We start from the raw sequence: 13564 nt of genomic DNA, 5'->3' as shown, positions 1-13564 counted from the left end.
TGAAGGAATGGGTGAGGGAAGTGCCGACCGGCAAGGTCAAGTGGTACGACGCGGAGAAGGGATTCGGTTTCGTCACGCAGGACGGTGGCGAGGACGGCGAGGATGGAGATGGCCAGGACGATGCCGCCGTAGAGGGTGACGGCGTGGATGTTGCCGCCGGTGGCGGTGAGCAGGGCGGTGGCGACCACGGCGGCACTGCCCCCGAACAGGGAGTTGGTGCCGGTGTAGGCGATGGAGGAACCGGAGTAGCGCATCCGGACCGGGAACGCGTCGGCGTAGAACGCGGCCTGCGCGGACAGGGCGATGATCACGGATCCGACCACGCCGGTGGTGCACAGGGCGATCAGCGCGATGTTGCCGGTATGGATGACCGGGAACAGCGGAACGAACGCGACCGCCAGCACGATCAGAGCGGCCAGCATCGCGTTACGGGGCCCGATCCGGTCAGCCAGACGGCCCCCGAGAATGGCGGCGCCGATCGCGACAAGCTGGGCGGCGAGGAAGATGAGGAACGTGGTGCTGGATTTCAGACCCCCCGCGGAGGTCATGTAGGACACCCCGAAGGTGGTGACCATCGGATAGATCGCGGCCGGGCCCGCGTAGCCCAGCAACAGGATCACAATGGTGCCCGGATAGCGGCGCAACACCCGAAACGCATTCGGGCGGGTCTCCGTTGCGGTGCGGGCGGCGACGAATTCGGGAGTTTCCTGCACCCCACGGCGGACCCAGGCCCCGAACACGACCAGCACGATGCTGGCCACCAGCGGGATACGCCACCCCCAGGTGACAAACGCTTCCTTACTCAACCCCGCGGTCAACCCGGCCAGGATCAACGTCGCCAGCGCCTGCGCCAACGGCGACGCGATCGCCACGAACGACCCCGCCCGCCCACGGCGTTGCTGCGGGGCGTGTTCCAGCGCCAGCAACTGCGCCCCGGTGATCTCCCCACCAGAAGCCACCCCCTGCACAAACCGCAACACCACCAGAATCGCCGGAGCAGCCACCCCGATCGTGGCGTACCCCGGCAACAGGCCCATCACCACCGTCGCCAGACCCATCAGACACAGAGTCACGATCAACACCCCACGACGGCCGTGCCGGTCCCCGATCGTGCCGAAAATGACACTCCCCAACGGCCGCGCCGCGAACGCCACCCCATACGTCGCGAACGACGCCATCAACGCCGTCGCACCATGCAACTCCCTGAAAAACACCGTCGGGAACACCGTCGCCGCCAGCAACCCGAAGATCGCGAAATCGAAATACTCCAGCACCGTGCCCAACGACGCGGCAAACCCCGCCCGCCGCTCCATCCCCCGACTCTTCACCACAGCCACCTGAGGCGGCCTCGACGACCTCGGCGCGGCCAGATCGCTCATCTCGCACTCCTCGGTTGACGCCCGGCAAATCGTGACGGGCACCACCGTAAACGAATTTTACGACCGAGTCCAGTAGATGACTAAGGTGTTGATTGTTGGTGCAGGCGCGGACACGGTGGGTACTCACACCGCTCGCGGATGAGCCCGCAGCAACACCGCCCCGGCCGCAGCCCGCCGCGTTCAGCATCCTGCGCGCACTGGCAACGGCGTACCGGTCAAAAGGTGTCGTCGCGGCTGAGCGCCTTGTCGAGCTGGTCAAGCTGGTCGCGGAGGGCGGCGACCAGGTTGCGTGGGCTCACCACGGCGCTTTCGCGACGGTCGGCCCGTTGCAGGCCGGCCACCGCCATCTCCGCCAGTTGGTCCGCGACAGTGTCCAGCGGGGTCTCGCCTTTGGGGTGATACCACCAGGCGGCCCAGTTGCAGATACCCCAGACACCGAACGCCGCGATCTTCGCATCGACGGGCCGGAACTGCCCGGCCTCGATGCCCTCCTCGATGATCGACCGCACCGCATCCAGCGCCGCGCGCCGGCCTTCGTTGAACTTCTTGGCGCTCGCCGGGGACAAATCCGACTCCGATTTCACCAGGAGCAGGAAACGATCCCGGTTGCTCGTCACCCAGATCACGATGTGCCGGGCCATGGCATGCAGGCGCGCGGCTACGTCCATATCGGACAGTGCGGCGATCTTGTTCAGATCGTGGGCGGGGCCGCTGGTCGCCTCCACGATGAGCCGGTCGAGCAGCTCGTCCTTGCTCTTGAAGTAGTAGTAGAGCGCCGGACGCTTGAGGCCCATCGCCTCGGCGATGTCCTGCAGGCTCGTGCCGTTGAAGCCGCGTTCCGCGAACAGGCGAGTCGCGTGTTCGAGGACCTCGTTTTCCATGAGCTGCTTACGTCGCGAGCCCGTCGACGAGTTGTCCGGCTGCGCGGGGGCCGGCTTCTTCCGCGATTTCCTGGCGACCTCAGGTTGACTGGCCATGCGCCCAGCATAAAGCGAATGCGGGTCGCGCCGAGCTACGAGCGGCTGAGTACGTACGACTCGAACTCGACGGTCATCAGGACGGTGTCCTCGTGCCACACCCGGCCGGTCTTGCACACCAGGGAACGACCGGGCGAATGCGGCGTCACCGAGTCCACCCGCACGGTCGCCCGGACCGTCGTATCGGGACGCAACGGGGCCGTCAACTGCACGTTCCGGACCGCGCGGCCGGCGACGACAGCCCACTGCCGGTACAGGTTGAGCGCGGCGAGCCGCTGGAAAATCGCCAGGGTGTGCAGGCCGCTGCCGATCACGTCACCGAACATCGTCCCGCGAGCGAAGTCGGCGTCGATGTGAAACGGCTGGGGATCCCATTGCGTGGCGAACTCGATGATCTCCGCACGGGTCACCGTCTGACTGCCCAGCTCGATGAGCTCGCCGACCGGGAGGTCCTCCGCCCTGAGCCTGTTGTCCTCGCCCATTCTGGCCACCTCACCTCGAACTACGGTTGCGTAGATGATTAGACACCAACGGCGTCAACCATGGGCGCCCAGGCTCTTTGTCGTCAGTATAGTCAAATGATTGACGATGTTGGTGCGCCGTATTAGCGTGGGCGGATAACCACATCCGAAGAGGACATTCCATGCGCGAAGCCGTGATCGTCTCGACCGCCCGCACCCCGATCGGCAAGGCCTACCGAGGTGCTTTCAACGACACCCAGGCCCAGCACCTGGCCGCACACGCGTTGAGCGCGGCACTGGAGCGGGCCGGGATCGAGGGCGGCGAAGTCGAAGACGTCATTTTCGGTTGCGGTATGCAGGAGGGCACCAGCGGCTACAACGTCGCCCGGCAGGCTGTGCTCCGCGCCGGGCTGCCGGTCGGTGTCGCGGGCATGACCGTCGACCGGCAGTGTGCCTCCGGGCTGATGGCCGTGGCCACCGCGGCAAAGCAGATCATCGCCGACGGGATGCGGATCGCCGTGGGCGGTGGGGTCGAATCGATTTCCCTTGTGCAGAACGAACATCGCAACAGCTATCGCGCGCAGGACCCGCGGCTCGTCAAGAACGGCCACGACGTCTACGTCACGATGCTCGACACGGCGGAGACCGTCGCCCAGCGCTACGGCGTGACCCGGGAGGCGCAGGACGCCTACGCCCTGCAGTCGCAGCAGCGCACCGCCGACGCGCAGGAACGCGGCCTGTTCAAAGAGGAAATCGTCGCGTTCAGCGGCAGCAAACTCGTCCCGGGGGACGACCCTGAGCAGCGCGCCGACTTCACCCTGGAACTCGACGAGGGCAACCGGCCGTCGACCACGCTCGAGGGCCTCGCGAGTCTGCGTGCCGTCCTGCCCGATCGGCCCCGGCACAAGGCGACCATCAGCGCCGGGAACGCGTCCCAGCTCTCCGATGGGGCCGCCGCGCTCGTCCTGATGAACGCCCGCGAAGCGGCCCGCCGTGACCTCGAACCGCTGGGTGTCTACCGGGGAATCGCCGTCGCGGGCTGTGAGCCGGACGAGATGGGTGTCGGCCCCGTCTTCGCCGTCCCCCGGCTGTTGGCACGGCACGGGCTGTCGGTCGGCGACATCGACCTGTGGGAGCTCAACGAGGCCTTCGCATCCCAGGCCCTCTACTGCCGGGACCGCCTGGGAATCGACCCCGAGAAGTTCAACGTCAACGGCGGCGCCATCGCGATCGGCCACCCGTATGGCATGAGCGGGGCCCGCATGGTCGGACATGCCTTGCTGGAGGGCCGCCGGCGCGGCGCCCGCTATGCGGTCGTGACCATGTGCGTCGGCGGGGGCATGGGCGCCGCGGGGCTGTTCGAGCTCTGAGTTTGTGGCGAACCGTCTACTATGGACAGTGTATGCCCGGCGAGCCCCGCGAGCCGCCTGCCTCAGCCGATCTTCGCGATCATCTTGCCCGCGACGCGACCAGTGAACATATCGGGAAACGCGATGGGGATCGTCTCGAGCCCCTCGATGATGTGCGCGCTGTAATGCAACTTCTGTTCCGCCACGGCCGGGGCGAGATCCGCGAGGAATTCAGGATAGGAATCGTAGAACTCGGTCACGTCGAAGCCGCGAATGGTGAGCGTCTTGTAAAGGGCCGCCCGCAGCAGGTCCGGCAGGTGGTCCGGCCCCTCGAAGGCACCGGTTTGCGTGATCTGCGACATGACGCCGCCCACGGCGATCTGCGCTTTCCGGTTCAGGTGCGGCACCAGCGCGGGAAGCAGCGCGGCACCCACGTTCTCATAAATGGTGTCGATTCCTTCGGGCACGGCGCGGGCGAGTTGCCCGGCGAAGTCGGGCGCCTTGTAGTCGACGGCGGCGTCCAGACCGAGATCATCGAGCAGGTGCCGGGTCTTCTCGGGGCCGCCGGCGATCCCCACGACCCGGTATCCCCGGAGTTTCCCGATCTGAGCCGCGGCCGAGCCGACGGCACCGGCGGCGGCGGTGACGAGGAGCGTTCCGTCCGGCTTCGGCTCGATGATCTTGGTCAGGCCGATCCAGGCCGTGAGGCCGGTCACGCCGAGCACACCGAGGTTCGCCGACAAGGGCGCCGCGTCCGGATCGACCACCCGAAGATCCGATCCATCGGAAAGCGCATAGTCCTGCCAGCCAGTGGTGCCGAAAATGCCGGCAACGTGGTCGCCGGCAGCGAAATCGGGATTGTTGCTCTGTTCGACGACGGCGACCGTGAAACCGAACATCGTGTCGCCGAGTTCGATGGGGGGCTGGTCGCTGTTCGCGTTTCCCATGAGAATGCGGTTGAAGGGGTCCAGCGACACCAGGATGTTCCGGACGAGCACCTGCCCGTCGCCGGGGACGGGCACGGGGCGCTCCACGATTTCGAAATCGCTTTCCTTCGGATTTCCGTGCGGCCGTGCCGCCAGGATGATCTGCCGATTCACTTTCGCGCTCACGCTTGGTTTCCTTTCGTGGAAAAGGACGACTGATGTCTCTTCGAGAAAACCCGGAGCGTCCGGACCGGACCAGTACTCTTGCGGACCCAGGTAGTGACAGGTCCTCCCAGCCGAATTGCCCGCGAGTTACGGTGCTGGTATGACCGGCAAGCCGAACCACCTCGGCGAATACCTCCGCGCCCGCCGTGAACTCGTCACGCCCGAGCAGGCGGGCCTCACCGATCTCGGCGGGCGGCGCGTGCCCGGCTTGAGGCGCGAAGAGGTGGCCATGCTTGCCGGTATCAGCGTCGACTATTACCTGCGCCTCGAGCGGGGACGCGACCGCAACCCGTCCGTTCAGGTGCTCGAGTCCATCGCACGCGTCCTGCACCTCGACGACGAGCAGACGACCTACTTGCTGGGGCTCGGGGCGGACAAACCCCGGCGAACCCGGCGCCGGCCGCGGACGGAAACTGTGCCTGCCCATACCGTCAATCTCGTGTCGACGCTGGCGCATCCCGCGTTCGTCGAGGGACGCTACTTCGACATCCTGGCCGCCAATCCCCTGGCGACCGCACTGTCGCCACGCCTGTCCGTCGGAAGCAACCAGCTGCTCGACTTGTTCCTCAACCCCGCAGAGCAATCCCTGCATCTGGACTGGGACGGAACCACGGCGTGCTACGCCGCCAGCCTTCGCCAATCCGTGGGTACCGACACCGACGACCATCGCTTCATCGAGCTCATCGGCGAACTTTCCCTTGCGAGCCCGCGTTTCCGCGCGCTGTGGAACCGCCACGACGTGAGAACCCAGCGCCCCACGTCGGTTCCGTTCGCGCACCCGCAGGTGGGAGAAATCCGGCTGCACCGCGAGCGGCTCACGATCAGTGGAACGGACGGCATCACTCTCGTCATCTACCACGCCGACGCCGGCTCCGCGGACGCGGAAAAGCTGGCGCTTCTGGGTTCGTCGCTCGCGCCGGGAGCCGGCGACCTGGACGAGAACCTCACTGTCCGATATGGACACTCCGGCGGGCACGGGTGATGATGTGCGGGCGCCCGCTTTCCGGGTGCGGGACCACCCGAGCGCGTACCCGGAAAACCTCGTGCAGCAGGGTGGGGGTGAGGACTTCCCCGGGTGTGCCGGTGGCGACGACCGATCCGTAGTTCATGACGACGATCCGGTCGCAGTATTCGGCTGCCAGGTTCAGGTCGTGGAGGGCGATGACGCCGGTCCCCGTGTGCTCGTGGACGAGTTCGAGCAACTGTTCCTGGTTCGCGAGGTCCAGGTGGTTCGTCGGCTCGTCGAGGACCAGGATCGGGGCCTGCTGGGCCAATGCCCTGCCCAGCAGGGCGCGTTGCCGCTCCCCGCCGGACAGGGTGGCCACGCTGCGATGCCGCAACTGCTCCAGGTTCACCCGGCGCAGACAATGCTCGATGATCTCGCGGTCACGCTTTCCGCTGTGCACGAGTGCGCCGGAATGCGGGATGCGGCCGGCGGCGACGATGTCGGAGACGGTGAGATCGAAGGCGATCGGGGTGTCCTGGGGAACGGCCGCGATCAGGCGCGCGATTTCCTTGCGGGGCAAGGACCGCAGTTCCCGGTCCTCGATGATGATCTCACCCTGCCGGTACGGGGTATGGCGGTAGAGGCAGCTCAGCAACGTGGATTTTCCGGCACCGTTGGGACCGATGACGCCGACCACCACACCGCGTGGCACGGTGAACCCGATATCGGTCAGGATTCGCCGGCCGCGACGCTCGACCGTGAGCCCCCTTATCCGCAACGCATCGGGGTTCATGAGTCTCCGAAGTGGACAGTGCGACGCGCCATCAGCAGCAGGAACGCCGGCGCCCCCAGCACGGCGGTGACCACCCCGACCGGAAGCTCCTCCGGCGGCATGAGCGTCCGTCCGATCAGGTCGACCGCGACCATGAACACCGCCCCGAGCACGGCCGCGACCGGGGTCAGCCGGCGGTGGTCGCTGCCGACGAGCAGGCGCGCGGCATGCGGCACGATCAAGCCGACGAACGCGACGACGCCGGACAGTGCCACGGCGACACCGGTCAGGGCCGCCGCGATGACATACATCAGCAGCCGGACGCGATTCGGATCGACACCCAGCGCCGCCGCGGTGGCATCGCCGAACAACAACGCGTTCAGCTGATGGGACAACAACATCACGCCGAGCACACCCGCGACGAGCACGACGGCGGGCAGCGGAAGCTGGTCCCATCGCGCCCCGGAAAGGCTGCCCAGCAGCCAGAACAACGCGGAATTGGTCGTGGCGTTGTCCCGGGCCTGAAAGATCAGGAAGTTCGTGAGCCCGGTGAACCCGGCACCGATCACGATCCCGGCCAATACCAGGCGGCTGGACGAGAACGATCCGGTGAACCGCACAAATCCAGCCACCGCAAGCAGTGCCACCATCGCACCGGTGAACGCCGCGAACCCCACCGTTGCGCCCCCGAAGGCCGCGGCGCCGAGCACGAGCCACGCCACCGCACCCAGCGCGGCCCCCGACGAAATGCCGAGCACATAAGGGTCCGCGAGCGAATTGCGCATCACCGCCTGCGCGACGACGCCGACCACCGACAGTGCCGCGCCCACCAAGATCGCGAGCAGCACCCGGGGAAGACGCAGGTTCCACACGATGTCGTCCTGCGTCAGGGTCCAGTGCGCCGGATCCCCGAGACCGGTGACCCGGTACGTCAGGATCTCGGCAACTGTCGCCGGCGGGATGAACGCGCTGCCGATCCCCACCGCGACAACGCAGAGCGCGAGCCCCGTGATGGCGAGACCGCCGAGCACGAGCCCCGTGCGCAGCCCGCTCCCCCGGCCCGTCCGTATCGCCGTGCCGGCCACTATTCGAACGCGTCCGGGTGCAGGGCCTTGGCGAGGGACTCGACCGCGTCGGCGTTCCGCGTGCCGCCGAGGTAGTACGTCTCGGCGAGAACCGGTATGAACTTCCGGTTCCGCACGGCGGTCACATTCCGCAGTGCCGGGTTGCCGGTGAAGAAGTTCTCCGCCGTGGTGATCACCTGGTCGAACTCGGCCTGCGTGCGCTTACCGAACACTTCCAGCACGATCACGTCCGGGTTGCGCGCGACCACCTGCTCCCAGCCGACATCCCCGTAGACCGCGTTGACGTCGTCGAAAATGTTCTTCCCGCCGGCCTGGGAAATGATCGCGTTGGACAGGTTCTGGTTGCCCACGGCATAGGCGTTTCCGGCACCGCCGTCCTCCCAGCTGTAGGAGAACACCTTCGGCCTGACCGCGTGCTTGACCTTGTCCTGCACCCGCCCGACCGTGTTCTTCATCTTCGACACCATGGCGTCGGCGGCGCCCTTGACGTCGAAAATCGTGCCGTAGTTTTCGATGTCCTGATATACGGCCGAAAGATCGGTGACCGGGGTCGTCCTCGCGCAGGACGCCGAGAGCGCGAAGTACGACTTGAGGCCGCGCTGCGCGAGTTCGGCCTGCGTCAACGCTCCCTTCGTCGCGTCGAAATTCGAGGGCCAGCCACCGACCACGAAATCCGGGTTCGCCGAAAGCAACTGTTCGCGCTGCACCGGCACGAAATTGCCGGGAACGTACTCACCGCCCAGCTTGGGCATCCGGTCCGCGATCTGCTGCAGATCGGCGGGAAACGCGCCAGGGGCGACCGCCTGCACACCGACGATCTTGTCCTTCAACCCCAACGCCAGCAGGAACTCCAGCACACTCGTCGTCACCGCCGCGACGCGCTTCGGGGCGGCGGTGAACGTCGATTTCGTGCCCGTGCAATCGGTCACCGTACGGGTGCCGTAGCCCGAGTCCACGCCGACACTCGACGCGCTGACACCACTCGGCCCCCCGCATCCGGCGAGCACGAACGCCACGATAAGCGCGGCTGCGACGCGGCTATTCACCAACGAACTCCTCCGCTTGGCTCGCCCTGGGACAGCAGGCGACGGGCTTTTGCCTCTCACCTCGACCAGTCGTCGGGCAGGCCCGGGAAGTTCCCGGCGTCACAGCCAGAGATCACCGTGGTCGGCGATTCGCGGTTCGTCGCCGGCATCGGTGAAGGCGTTGAGCGCCCTGACCAGGCCGCGCCGGGTACTCGGCGCCATGCGGCCGACGATCCGGGAAATCTCCTTCCGGCGCCGCTGGGTGACGTCCCGGACCACCGCCGCCCCGGTTCCGGTGAGCGAGACGACCAGTTCCCGGCGCGACGCGGGGTTGGCCTCACGGTTGACGAGTCCGGCGGCGACGAGGCGGTCGACCATCCGGGTGGCCGTCGACGGGTTCACCGCGAGGAACTCCGCCAGTGCGGTGAGCTTGAGCGGACCGTGGCTGCCGAGCACGACGAGCAGCCGGAACTGCGGAATCGTGATGGATTCGTCGACAGCGGCGATCGACCGGGCGGACACCGCGACGAGAAGCCTTGACGCGGTGAGCACCGCATCGGTGACGGCGTCGACATCGTCGGATGCCGGTACTGCTGCGGTACGACGGGTGGGCATGTCACCGTTTTACCTCACCTTGGGTACGTTGCCCCGGCCAAGTGTTGCATACTGCAAACATGTCGCTGTGGATGAGCACGAAACGCGCACCGGTGCCGGTACCGAACCGTCAGCCGGCCGGCGTGTGGTTACGGGAGAGCCCGACAGGACTTGCCGTGCTCGCCGTGGCAATCGGGGCCGGCGCGGGGCTTGGCGCCGTGGCGTTCCGCTGGCTCATCACGACGTTCACCCACCTGTTTTCGGGCCATGCGGACTATTCCGCGTCCGGCGGGCAGGCCCACCCGTGGTTCCCGGCGCTCGGTCCCTGGTTCCTGCTGATCACGCCGGTCCTGGCCGGGCTGATCTACGGGCCTTTGGTCCACAGGTTCGCCCCGGAGGCCCGCGGGCACGGGGTCCCGGAAGTGATGTATGCCGTCGCCGAGCGCGGTGGGCGGATCCCCGCACATGTCACCGTCGTGAAGGCACTCGCCTCCGCGCTGACGATCGGATCAGGCGGATCGGTCGGCCGCGAGGGGCCCATCGTGCAGATCGGTTCCGCGCTGGGCTCGACGTTCGGCCGCTGGTTCCGGCTCCCCGAAGGCCGGCTCCGGGTCCTCGTCGCCTGCGGTGCGGCGGGTGGGATAGCGGCAACCTTCAACGCCCCGATGGCGGGGCCGTTCTTCGCGATGGAGCTCATCCTGCGGAACTTCGCCGTCGAATCCTTCGGCGCCGTGGTGCTCTCGAGCGTCACCGCGAGCGTGGTGGGCCGGGCGGTCTTCGGTGACCTCGCCTTTCTCACCCTGCCCCCGTTCACGGTGCGGAACCCGATCGAGTATCCGCTTTTCATCGTGCTCGGGGTCGTCGTCGGCGCCTGCGGGGTGTTGTTCACCAAGGTCCTTTACCGGATCGAGGATGCCTGTGACTGGCTGTGGCGCGGGCCGGAATGGCTGCGGCCCGCGGTCGGCGGCGTCCTCCTGGGTGGACTGCTCCTGGTGCTGCCGCAGATGTACGGCGTGGGTTATCCGGTGCTGCAGAACGCGGTGGAGGGCAAGTACCTTTTCGGGTTCCTGCTGTTGTTGCTTTTCGGCAAGATGTTCGCGACCAGCCTCACCATCGGCATCGGCGGCTCCGGCGGGGTGTTCGCTCCGTCGCTGTTCATCGGCGCGATGGGTGGCACGGCGTTCGGTATCGCCGTGCACGCCTGGCTGCCGGGCATGACCGCCTCCCCCGGCGTGTACGGGCTGATCGGCATGGGCGCGGCCTTCGCCGGCGCGGCCCGCGCACCGATCACCGCGGTGATCATCCTGTTCGAACTCACCGGCCAGTACACGATCATCCTGCCCCTGATGACCGCGATCGTCGTCGCGACCCTGATCAGCAAGGCACTGCTCGGCGAGGACACCATCTACACCCTCAAACTGCGGCGTCGTGGCGTGCACATCGAGAGCCGCCCCGAAACCCGGCAACTGGCCGGCACGAAGGTCGCCCAGGTCCTGGAACCGTTGCCCGGCGCGCTGACCGAGGACACTGCCCTGCGTCCCGCCGCTCGGGCGCTCGCCCTCTCCGGGCACGGCATCTTGCCGGTGGTCGGCGCGGACGGGCAGTACCACGGCTGTGTCACCGCGCGGGCGGTCGCCGAGGCCCTCACCGGCGAACGGGAGGAAACCGTGCGCAGCCTCGCCGAGCTGCCACCCCTGGTCACCGAGGAATCGCGCCTCACCGACGCGCTCGACGCCCTCACCCAAGCCCCCGGCACCGGTCTGCCCGTACTGGACAAGGAGGCGGGCAACCTCACCGGCTGGATCACGCACCAAGCGATCCTGGCCGCGCTCCATCCGCCGGCCGAGGCCCATTGACGGGTCCACAATGGACGAACGGGACAGGCCGATCTTCCCCACCGGGTAGTCCATCGAGGCCCAGCACGCGAAAGCCCACCATGTGGACCCGACTTTGTTCACGGGATCGCAATGTGACGATCGGGCCCGTCTTCTTCGAACAGAGGAAAGGGCTATTCGAATGACCGTCACCGAGGAACCGTTGACCGAGCAGGTCACCGTCCGGCCCGTGGCCGGGCATATCGGCGCCGACATTTCCGGGGTCGATATCTCCCGGCCGCTCAGCGAATCCACGCTCGCCGAACTGAAAAGTGCGCTGCACACCTACCAGGTTATCTTCTTCCGCGACCAGAATCTCGACCATGCCTTGCAGATCGCTTTCGGCAGGCAGTTCGGGAAACTGACCTACTCGCACCCGCACGACGATGCGCCACCGGAGCTCGCGGTGAACACCTGCAACCACGACCAAGATCATCACACCTCATGAACCGGATCGACGAAATCACGAGACCGGGTCATGGAGACTCCTCTGTGATAAGCGGGATCAGCAGATCCAGAGACCGGATGAGGTCACGGCATTGCCCGGCGGACAGTGTGCGCAACCGGCGCACCTGGCGGCTCCGCAGCGCGGCCCGCACGGCTGCGATCTCGGTGCGACCGTATGTGGTCAGCCTGATCAGCACCTGACGGTCGTCGTCCGGCGAACGCCTGCGTGCCAGCATTCCCTTGCCCTCCAACTGCTGGAGCATCCGCGTCGCCGAGGGAACCGCCACACCCGCGGCCTCGGCCAGCCGCCCGACCGGTAGTTCGGGCTCCGCGAGCAGGGGTTCGATGAGCGCCACCTGAGATGGGGAAAGGCTGTTGCCCGCCGCCGCGGCGCTGGTGGCCCGCGCCTTGCGCATCACGGAGAACAACCGGTCCACCTTGCGGATCAGCTCGTCGATGTCGGCTTTCTCACGCTGATGTTCATTGCCGCCGCCACTCACGGTTGCTAGCTTAGCACTGAGGTACTTAGCAACCTAACCTTTAGGAGGGTAAATGTCCGCGCGCATCGATGTTCATCAGCACGTCGTTCCTCCGCAGTGGGCGCAGGCCCTGGCCGAGCGCAACCTCGACTCGGGTGGCTGGCCCATTCCGGACTGGTCCGCCGAGTCCGCGATCGCGATGATGGACCGGCAGCACATCGCCACCGGGGTCCTCTCGGTCACGGCGCCTGGTGTGCACCTCGGTGACGATCGCGAAGCGCGCGCTTTGGCCCGGTCCGTCAACGAATTCAACGCCGAACGCGTCAAAGACCGGCCGGACCGCTTCGGCTCGTTCGCCAGTGTCCCGCTGCCCGACGTCGACGGCGCCACCGCCGAGGCGGTGTACGCGCTCGACGAGTTGCACGCGGACGGAATCGTGCTCGTGTCCAATGCGAACGGCCAGTATCTCGGCGACGCTGCCCTGGACCCACTGTGGACCGAACTGCAGCGCCGACACGCGGTCGTGTTCATCCACCCCGCGCAGCCGCCGATGCCGTTGCTGCCCGGCACTCCCGCGCCGTGGGTGGACTTCGTGTTCGACACCACCCGCAGCGCGTTGAACATGGTCTCCGCCGGGGTGATGGACCGCTATCCCGATCTCAAGGTCATCCTCGCCCACGCCGGCGGGTTCCTGCCCTACGCCGCCTACCGCTTCGCCGGGCTCACGTTGACCACAAACGACCAGAACCGCACTCCCGACGACGTGTTGCGGCAGCTCAAGTGGTTCTATTTCGACACGGCGCTTTCGGCCAGCCCGAGCGCCCTGCCGGCACTGCTGGCCTTCGCCGAGCCCGGCCATGTGTTGTACGGCAGCGACTGGCCGTTCGCCCCGGAGCCCGTCGGCAGCTACTACAACGGTTTCCTCGAGTCCTATCAGGACTTCGCGCCCGGCCAACCCGAGGCAATCGACCGGGGTAACGCCGAGATTCTCTTCCCACGCCTGAAAACCAGGTAAGACAGCGATG

The 13564-nt window shown here is 67.0% G+C and carries 13 protein-coding genes and 2 pseudogenes; 6 read left to right on the top strand and 9 right to left on the bottom strand.

Annotated features, from left to right (window positions below):
- Positions 1 to 20: 20 nt before the first annotated feature.
- A pseudogene (locus GKO32_RS37845) lies at positions 21 to 95 on the top strand (cold-shock protein); the annotation flags it as partial.
- A gap of 177 nt (positions 96 to 272) precedes the next feature.
- Here the strand turns inward: GKO32_RS37845 and GKO32_RS38645 are convergent.
- The 3 genes and pseudogenes from GKO32_RS38645 to GKO32_RS01385 form a co-directional block, all read right to left on the bottom strand.
- Positions 273 to 1313 (bottom strand): annotated as a pseudogene (locus GKO32_RS38645) (MFS transporter); the annotation flags it as partial.
- A gap of 281 nt (positions 1314 to 1594) precedes the next feature.
- Entirely contained in the window at positions 1595 to 2356 is a 762-nt protein-coding gene (locus GKO32_RS01390; RefSeq protein WP_246242978.1) for a TetR/AcrR family transcriptional regulator, read from the bottom strand.
- A 35-nt stretch (positions 2357 to 2391) separates the two neighbouring features.
- Positions 2392 to 2838 carry a MaoC/PaaZ C-terminal domain-containing protein gene (locus GKO32_RS01385; protein ID WP_154754882.1) on the bottom strand — a complete coding sequence of 149 codons (447 nt, stop codon included), beginning with the start codon at positions 2836 to 2838 and terminating at the stop codon, positions 2392 to 2394.
- 161 nt (positions 2839 to 2999) lie between these two features.
- On the opposite strand from GKO32_RS01385, the gene GKO32_RS01380 reads away from it, so the two are divergent.
- Complete coding sequence (locus GKO32_RS01380) at positions 3000 to 4187, top strand: acetyl-CoA C-acyltransferase (protein ID WP_154754881.1); 1188 nt, start codon at positions 3000 to 3002, stop codon at positions 4185 to 4187.
- A 62-nt stretch (positions 4188 to 4249) separates the two neighbouring features.
- On the opposite strand, the gene GKO32_RS01375 is transcribed toward GKO32_RS01380, so the two are convergent.
- Positions 4250 to 5278, bottom strand: a complete 1029-nt coding sequence (locus tag GKO32_RS01375; RefSeq protein ID WP_208024230.1) for an NADP-dependent oxidoreductase — start codon at positions 5276 to 5278, stop codon at positions 4250 to 4252.
- A gap of 139 nt (positions 5279 to 5417) precedes the next feature.
- Here GKO32_RS01375 and GKO32_RS01370 point away from each other — a divergent pair, with 139 nt between their 5' ends.
- Complete coding sequence (locus GKO32_RS01370) at positions 5418 to 6299, top strand: helix-turn-helix domain-containing protein (RefSeq protein WP_154754879.1); 882 nt, start codon at positions 5418 to 5420, stop codon at positions 6297 to 6299.
- Here the strand turns inward: GKO32_RS01370 and GKO32_RS01365 are convergent.
- The 4 genes from GKO32_RS01365 to GKO32_RS01350 all read right to left on the bottom strand — a co-directional run bounded on the left by GKO32_RS01365 (position 6262) and on the right by GKO32_RS01350 (position 9760).
- On the bottom strand, positions 6262 to 7056 hold the full coding sequence (locus GKO32_RS01365; RefSeq protein ID WP_154754878.1) for an ABC transporter ATP-binding protein: 795 nt from the start codon (positions 7054 to 7056) through the stop codon (positions 6262 to 6264). The genes GKO32_RS01370 and GKO32_RS01365 overlap by 38 nt on opposite strands.
- Entirely contained in the window at positions 7053 to 8120 is a 1068-nt protein-coding gene (locus tag GKO32_RS01360; RefSeq protein WP_208024229.1) for a FecCD family ABC transporter permease, read from the bottom strand. Before GKO32_RS01360 ends, GKO32_RS01365 begins: the two co-directional genes overlap by 4 nt.
- Positions 8120 to 9166 (bottom strand): ABC transporter substrate-binding protein, encoded by a 1047-nt coding sequence (locus GKO32_RS01355; protein WP_166459323.1) that lies wholly within the window; start codon positions 9164 to 9166, stop codon positions 8120 to 8122. The genes GKO32_RS01360 and GKO32_RS01355 overlap by 1 nt, the downstream gene beginning before the upstream one ends.
- 99 nt (positions 9167 to 9265) lie before the next feature.
- Positions 9266 to 9760, bottom strand: a complete 495-nt coding sequence (locus tag GKO32_RS01350) for a MarR family winged helix-turn-helix transcriptional regulator (RefSeq protein WP_154754876.1) — start codon at positions 9758 to 9760, stop codon at positions 9266 to 9268.
- 59 nt (positions 9761 to 9819) lie between these two features.
- Here GKO32_RS01350 and GKO32_RS01345 point away from each other — a divergent pair, with 59 nt between their 5' ends.
- Positions 9820 to 11595 carry a chloride channel protein gene (locus tag GKO32_RS01345; protein ID WP_376765909.1) on the top strand — a complete coding sequence of 592 codons (1776 nt, stop codon included), beginning with the start codon at positions 9820 to 9822 and terminating at the stop codon, positions 11593 to 11595.
- A 160-nt stretch (positions 11596 to 11755) separates the two neighbouring features.
- Positions 11756 to 12061: a TauD/TfdA dioxygenase family protein gene (locus tag GKO32_RS01340; protein WP_154754875.1), complete on the top strand. Its 306-nt coding sequence runs from the start codon at positions 11756 to 11758 to the stop codon at positions 12059 to 12061.
- A 28-nt stretch (positions 12062 to 12089) separates the two neighbouring features.
- On the opposite strand, the gene GKO32_RS01335 is transcribed toward GKO32_RS01340, so the two are convergent.
- Positions 12090 to 12560 (bottom strand): MarR family winged helix-turn-helix transcriptional regulator, encoded by a 471-nt coding sequence (locus GKO32_RS01335; protein WP_154754874.1) that lies wholly within the window; start codon positions 12558 to 12560, stop codon positions 12090 to 12092.
- A gap of 52 nt (positions 12561 to 12612) precedes the next feature.
- On the opposite strand from GKO32_RS01335, the gene GKO32_RS01330 reads away from it, so the two are divergent.
- Positions 12613 to 13554, top strand: coding sequence for an amidohydrolase family protein (locus GKO32_RS01330; protein WP_154754873.1), 942 nt, complete (start codon positions 12613 to 12615; stop codon positions 13552 to 13554).
- Positions 13555 to 13564 lie beyond the last annotated feature (10 nt).

Origin of the sequence: Amycolatopsis pithecellobii (genome assembly GCF_009707865.1) — a bacterium.
Lineage (GTDB): Bacteria > Actinomycetota > Actinomycetes > Mycobacteriales > Pseudonocardiaceae > Amycolatopsis_E > Amycolatopsis_E pithecellobii.
The sequence above is the reverse complement of the archived record's forward strand: the minus strand, read 5'-3'. Positions and strand labels throughout refer to the sequence as shown.

Excerpts from the sequence above, each read along its gene's own strand:
- GKO32_RS01370 (WP_154754879.1), top strand. The coding sequence starts at position 5,418 with ATGACCGGCAAGCCGAACCACCTCGGCGAATACCTCCGCGCCCGCCGT.
- GKO32_RS01365 (WP_154754878.1), bottom strand. The coding sequence starts at position 7,056 with ATGAACCCCGATGCGTTGCGGATAAGGGGGCTCACGGTCGAGCGTCGC.
- GKO32_RS01380 (WP_154754881.1), top strand. The coding sequence starts at position 3,000 with ATGCGCGAAGCCGTGATCGTCTCGACCGCCCGCACCCCGATCGGCAAG.
- GKO32_RS01390 (WP_246242978.1), bottom strand. The coding sequence starts at position 2,356 with ATGGCCAGTCAACCTGAGGTCGCCAGGAAATCGCGGAAGAAGCCGGCC.
- GKO32_RS01340 (WP_154754875.1), top strand. The coding sequence starts at position 11,756 with ATGACCGTCACCGAGGAACCGTTGACCGAGCAGGTCACCGTCCGGCCC.
- GKO32_RS01350 (WP_154754876.1), bottom strand. The coding sequence starts at position 9,760 with ATGCCCACCCGTCGTACCGCAGCAGTACCGGCATCCGACGATGTCGAC.
- GKO32_RS01330 (WP_154754873.1), top strand. The coding sequence starts at position 12,613 with ATGTCCGCGCGCATCGATGTTCATCAGCACGTCGTTCCTCCGCAGTGG.
- GKO32_RS01385 (WP_154754882.1), bottom strand. The coding sequence starts at position 2,838 with ATGGGCGAGGACAACAGGCTCAGGGCGGAGGACCTCCCGGTCGGCGAG.
- GKO32_RS01345 (WP_376765909.1), top strand. The coding sequence starts at position 9,820 with ATGTCGCTGTGGATGAGCACGAAACGCGCACCGGTGCCGGTACCGAAC.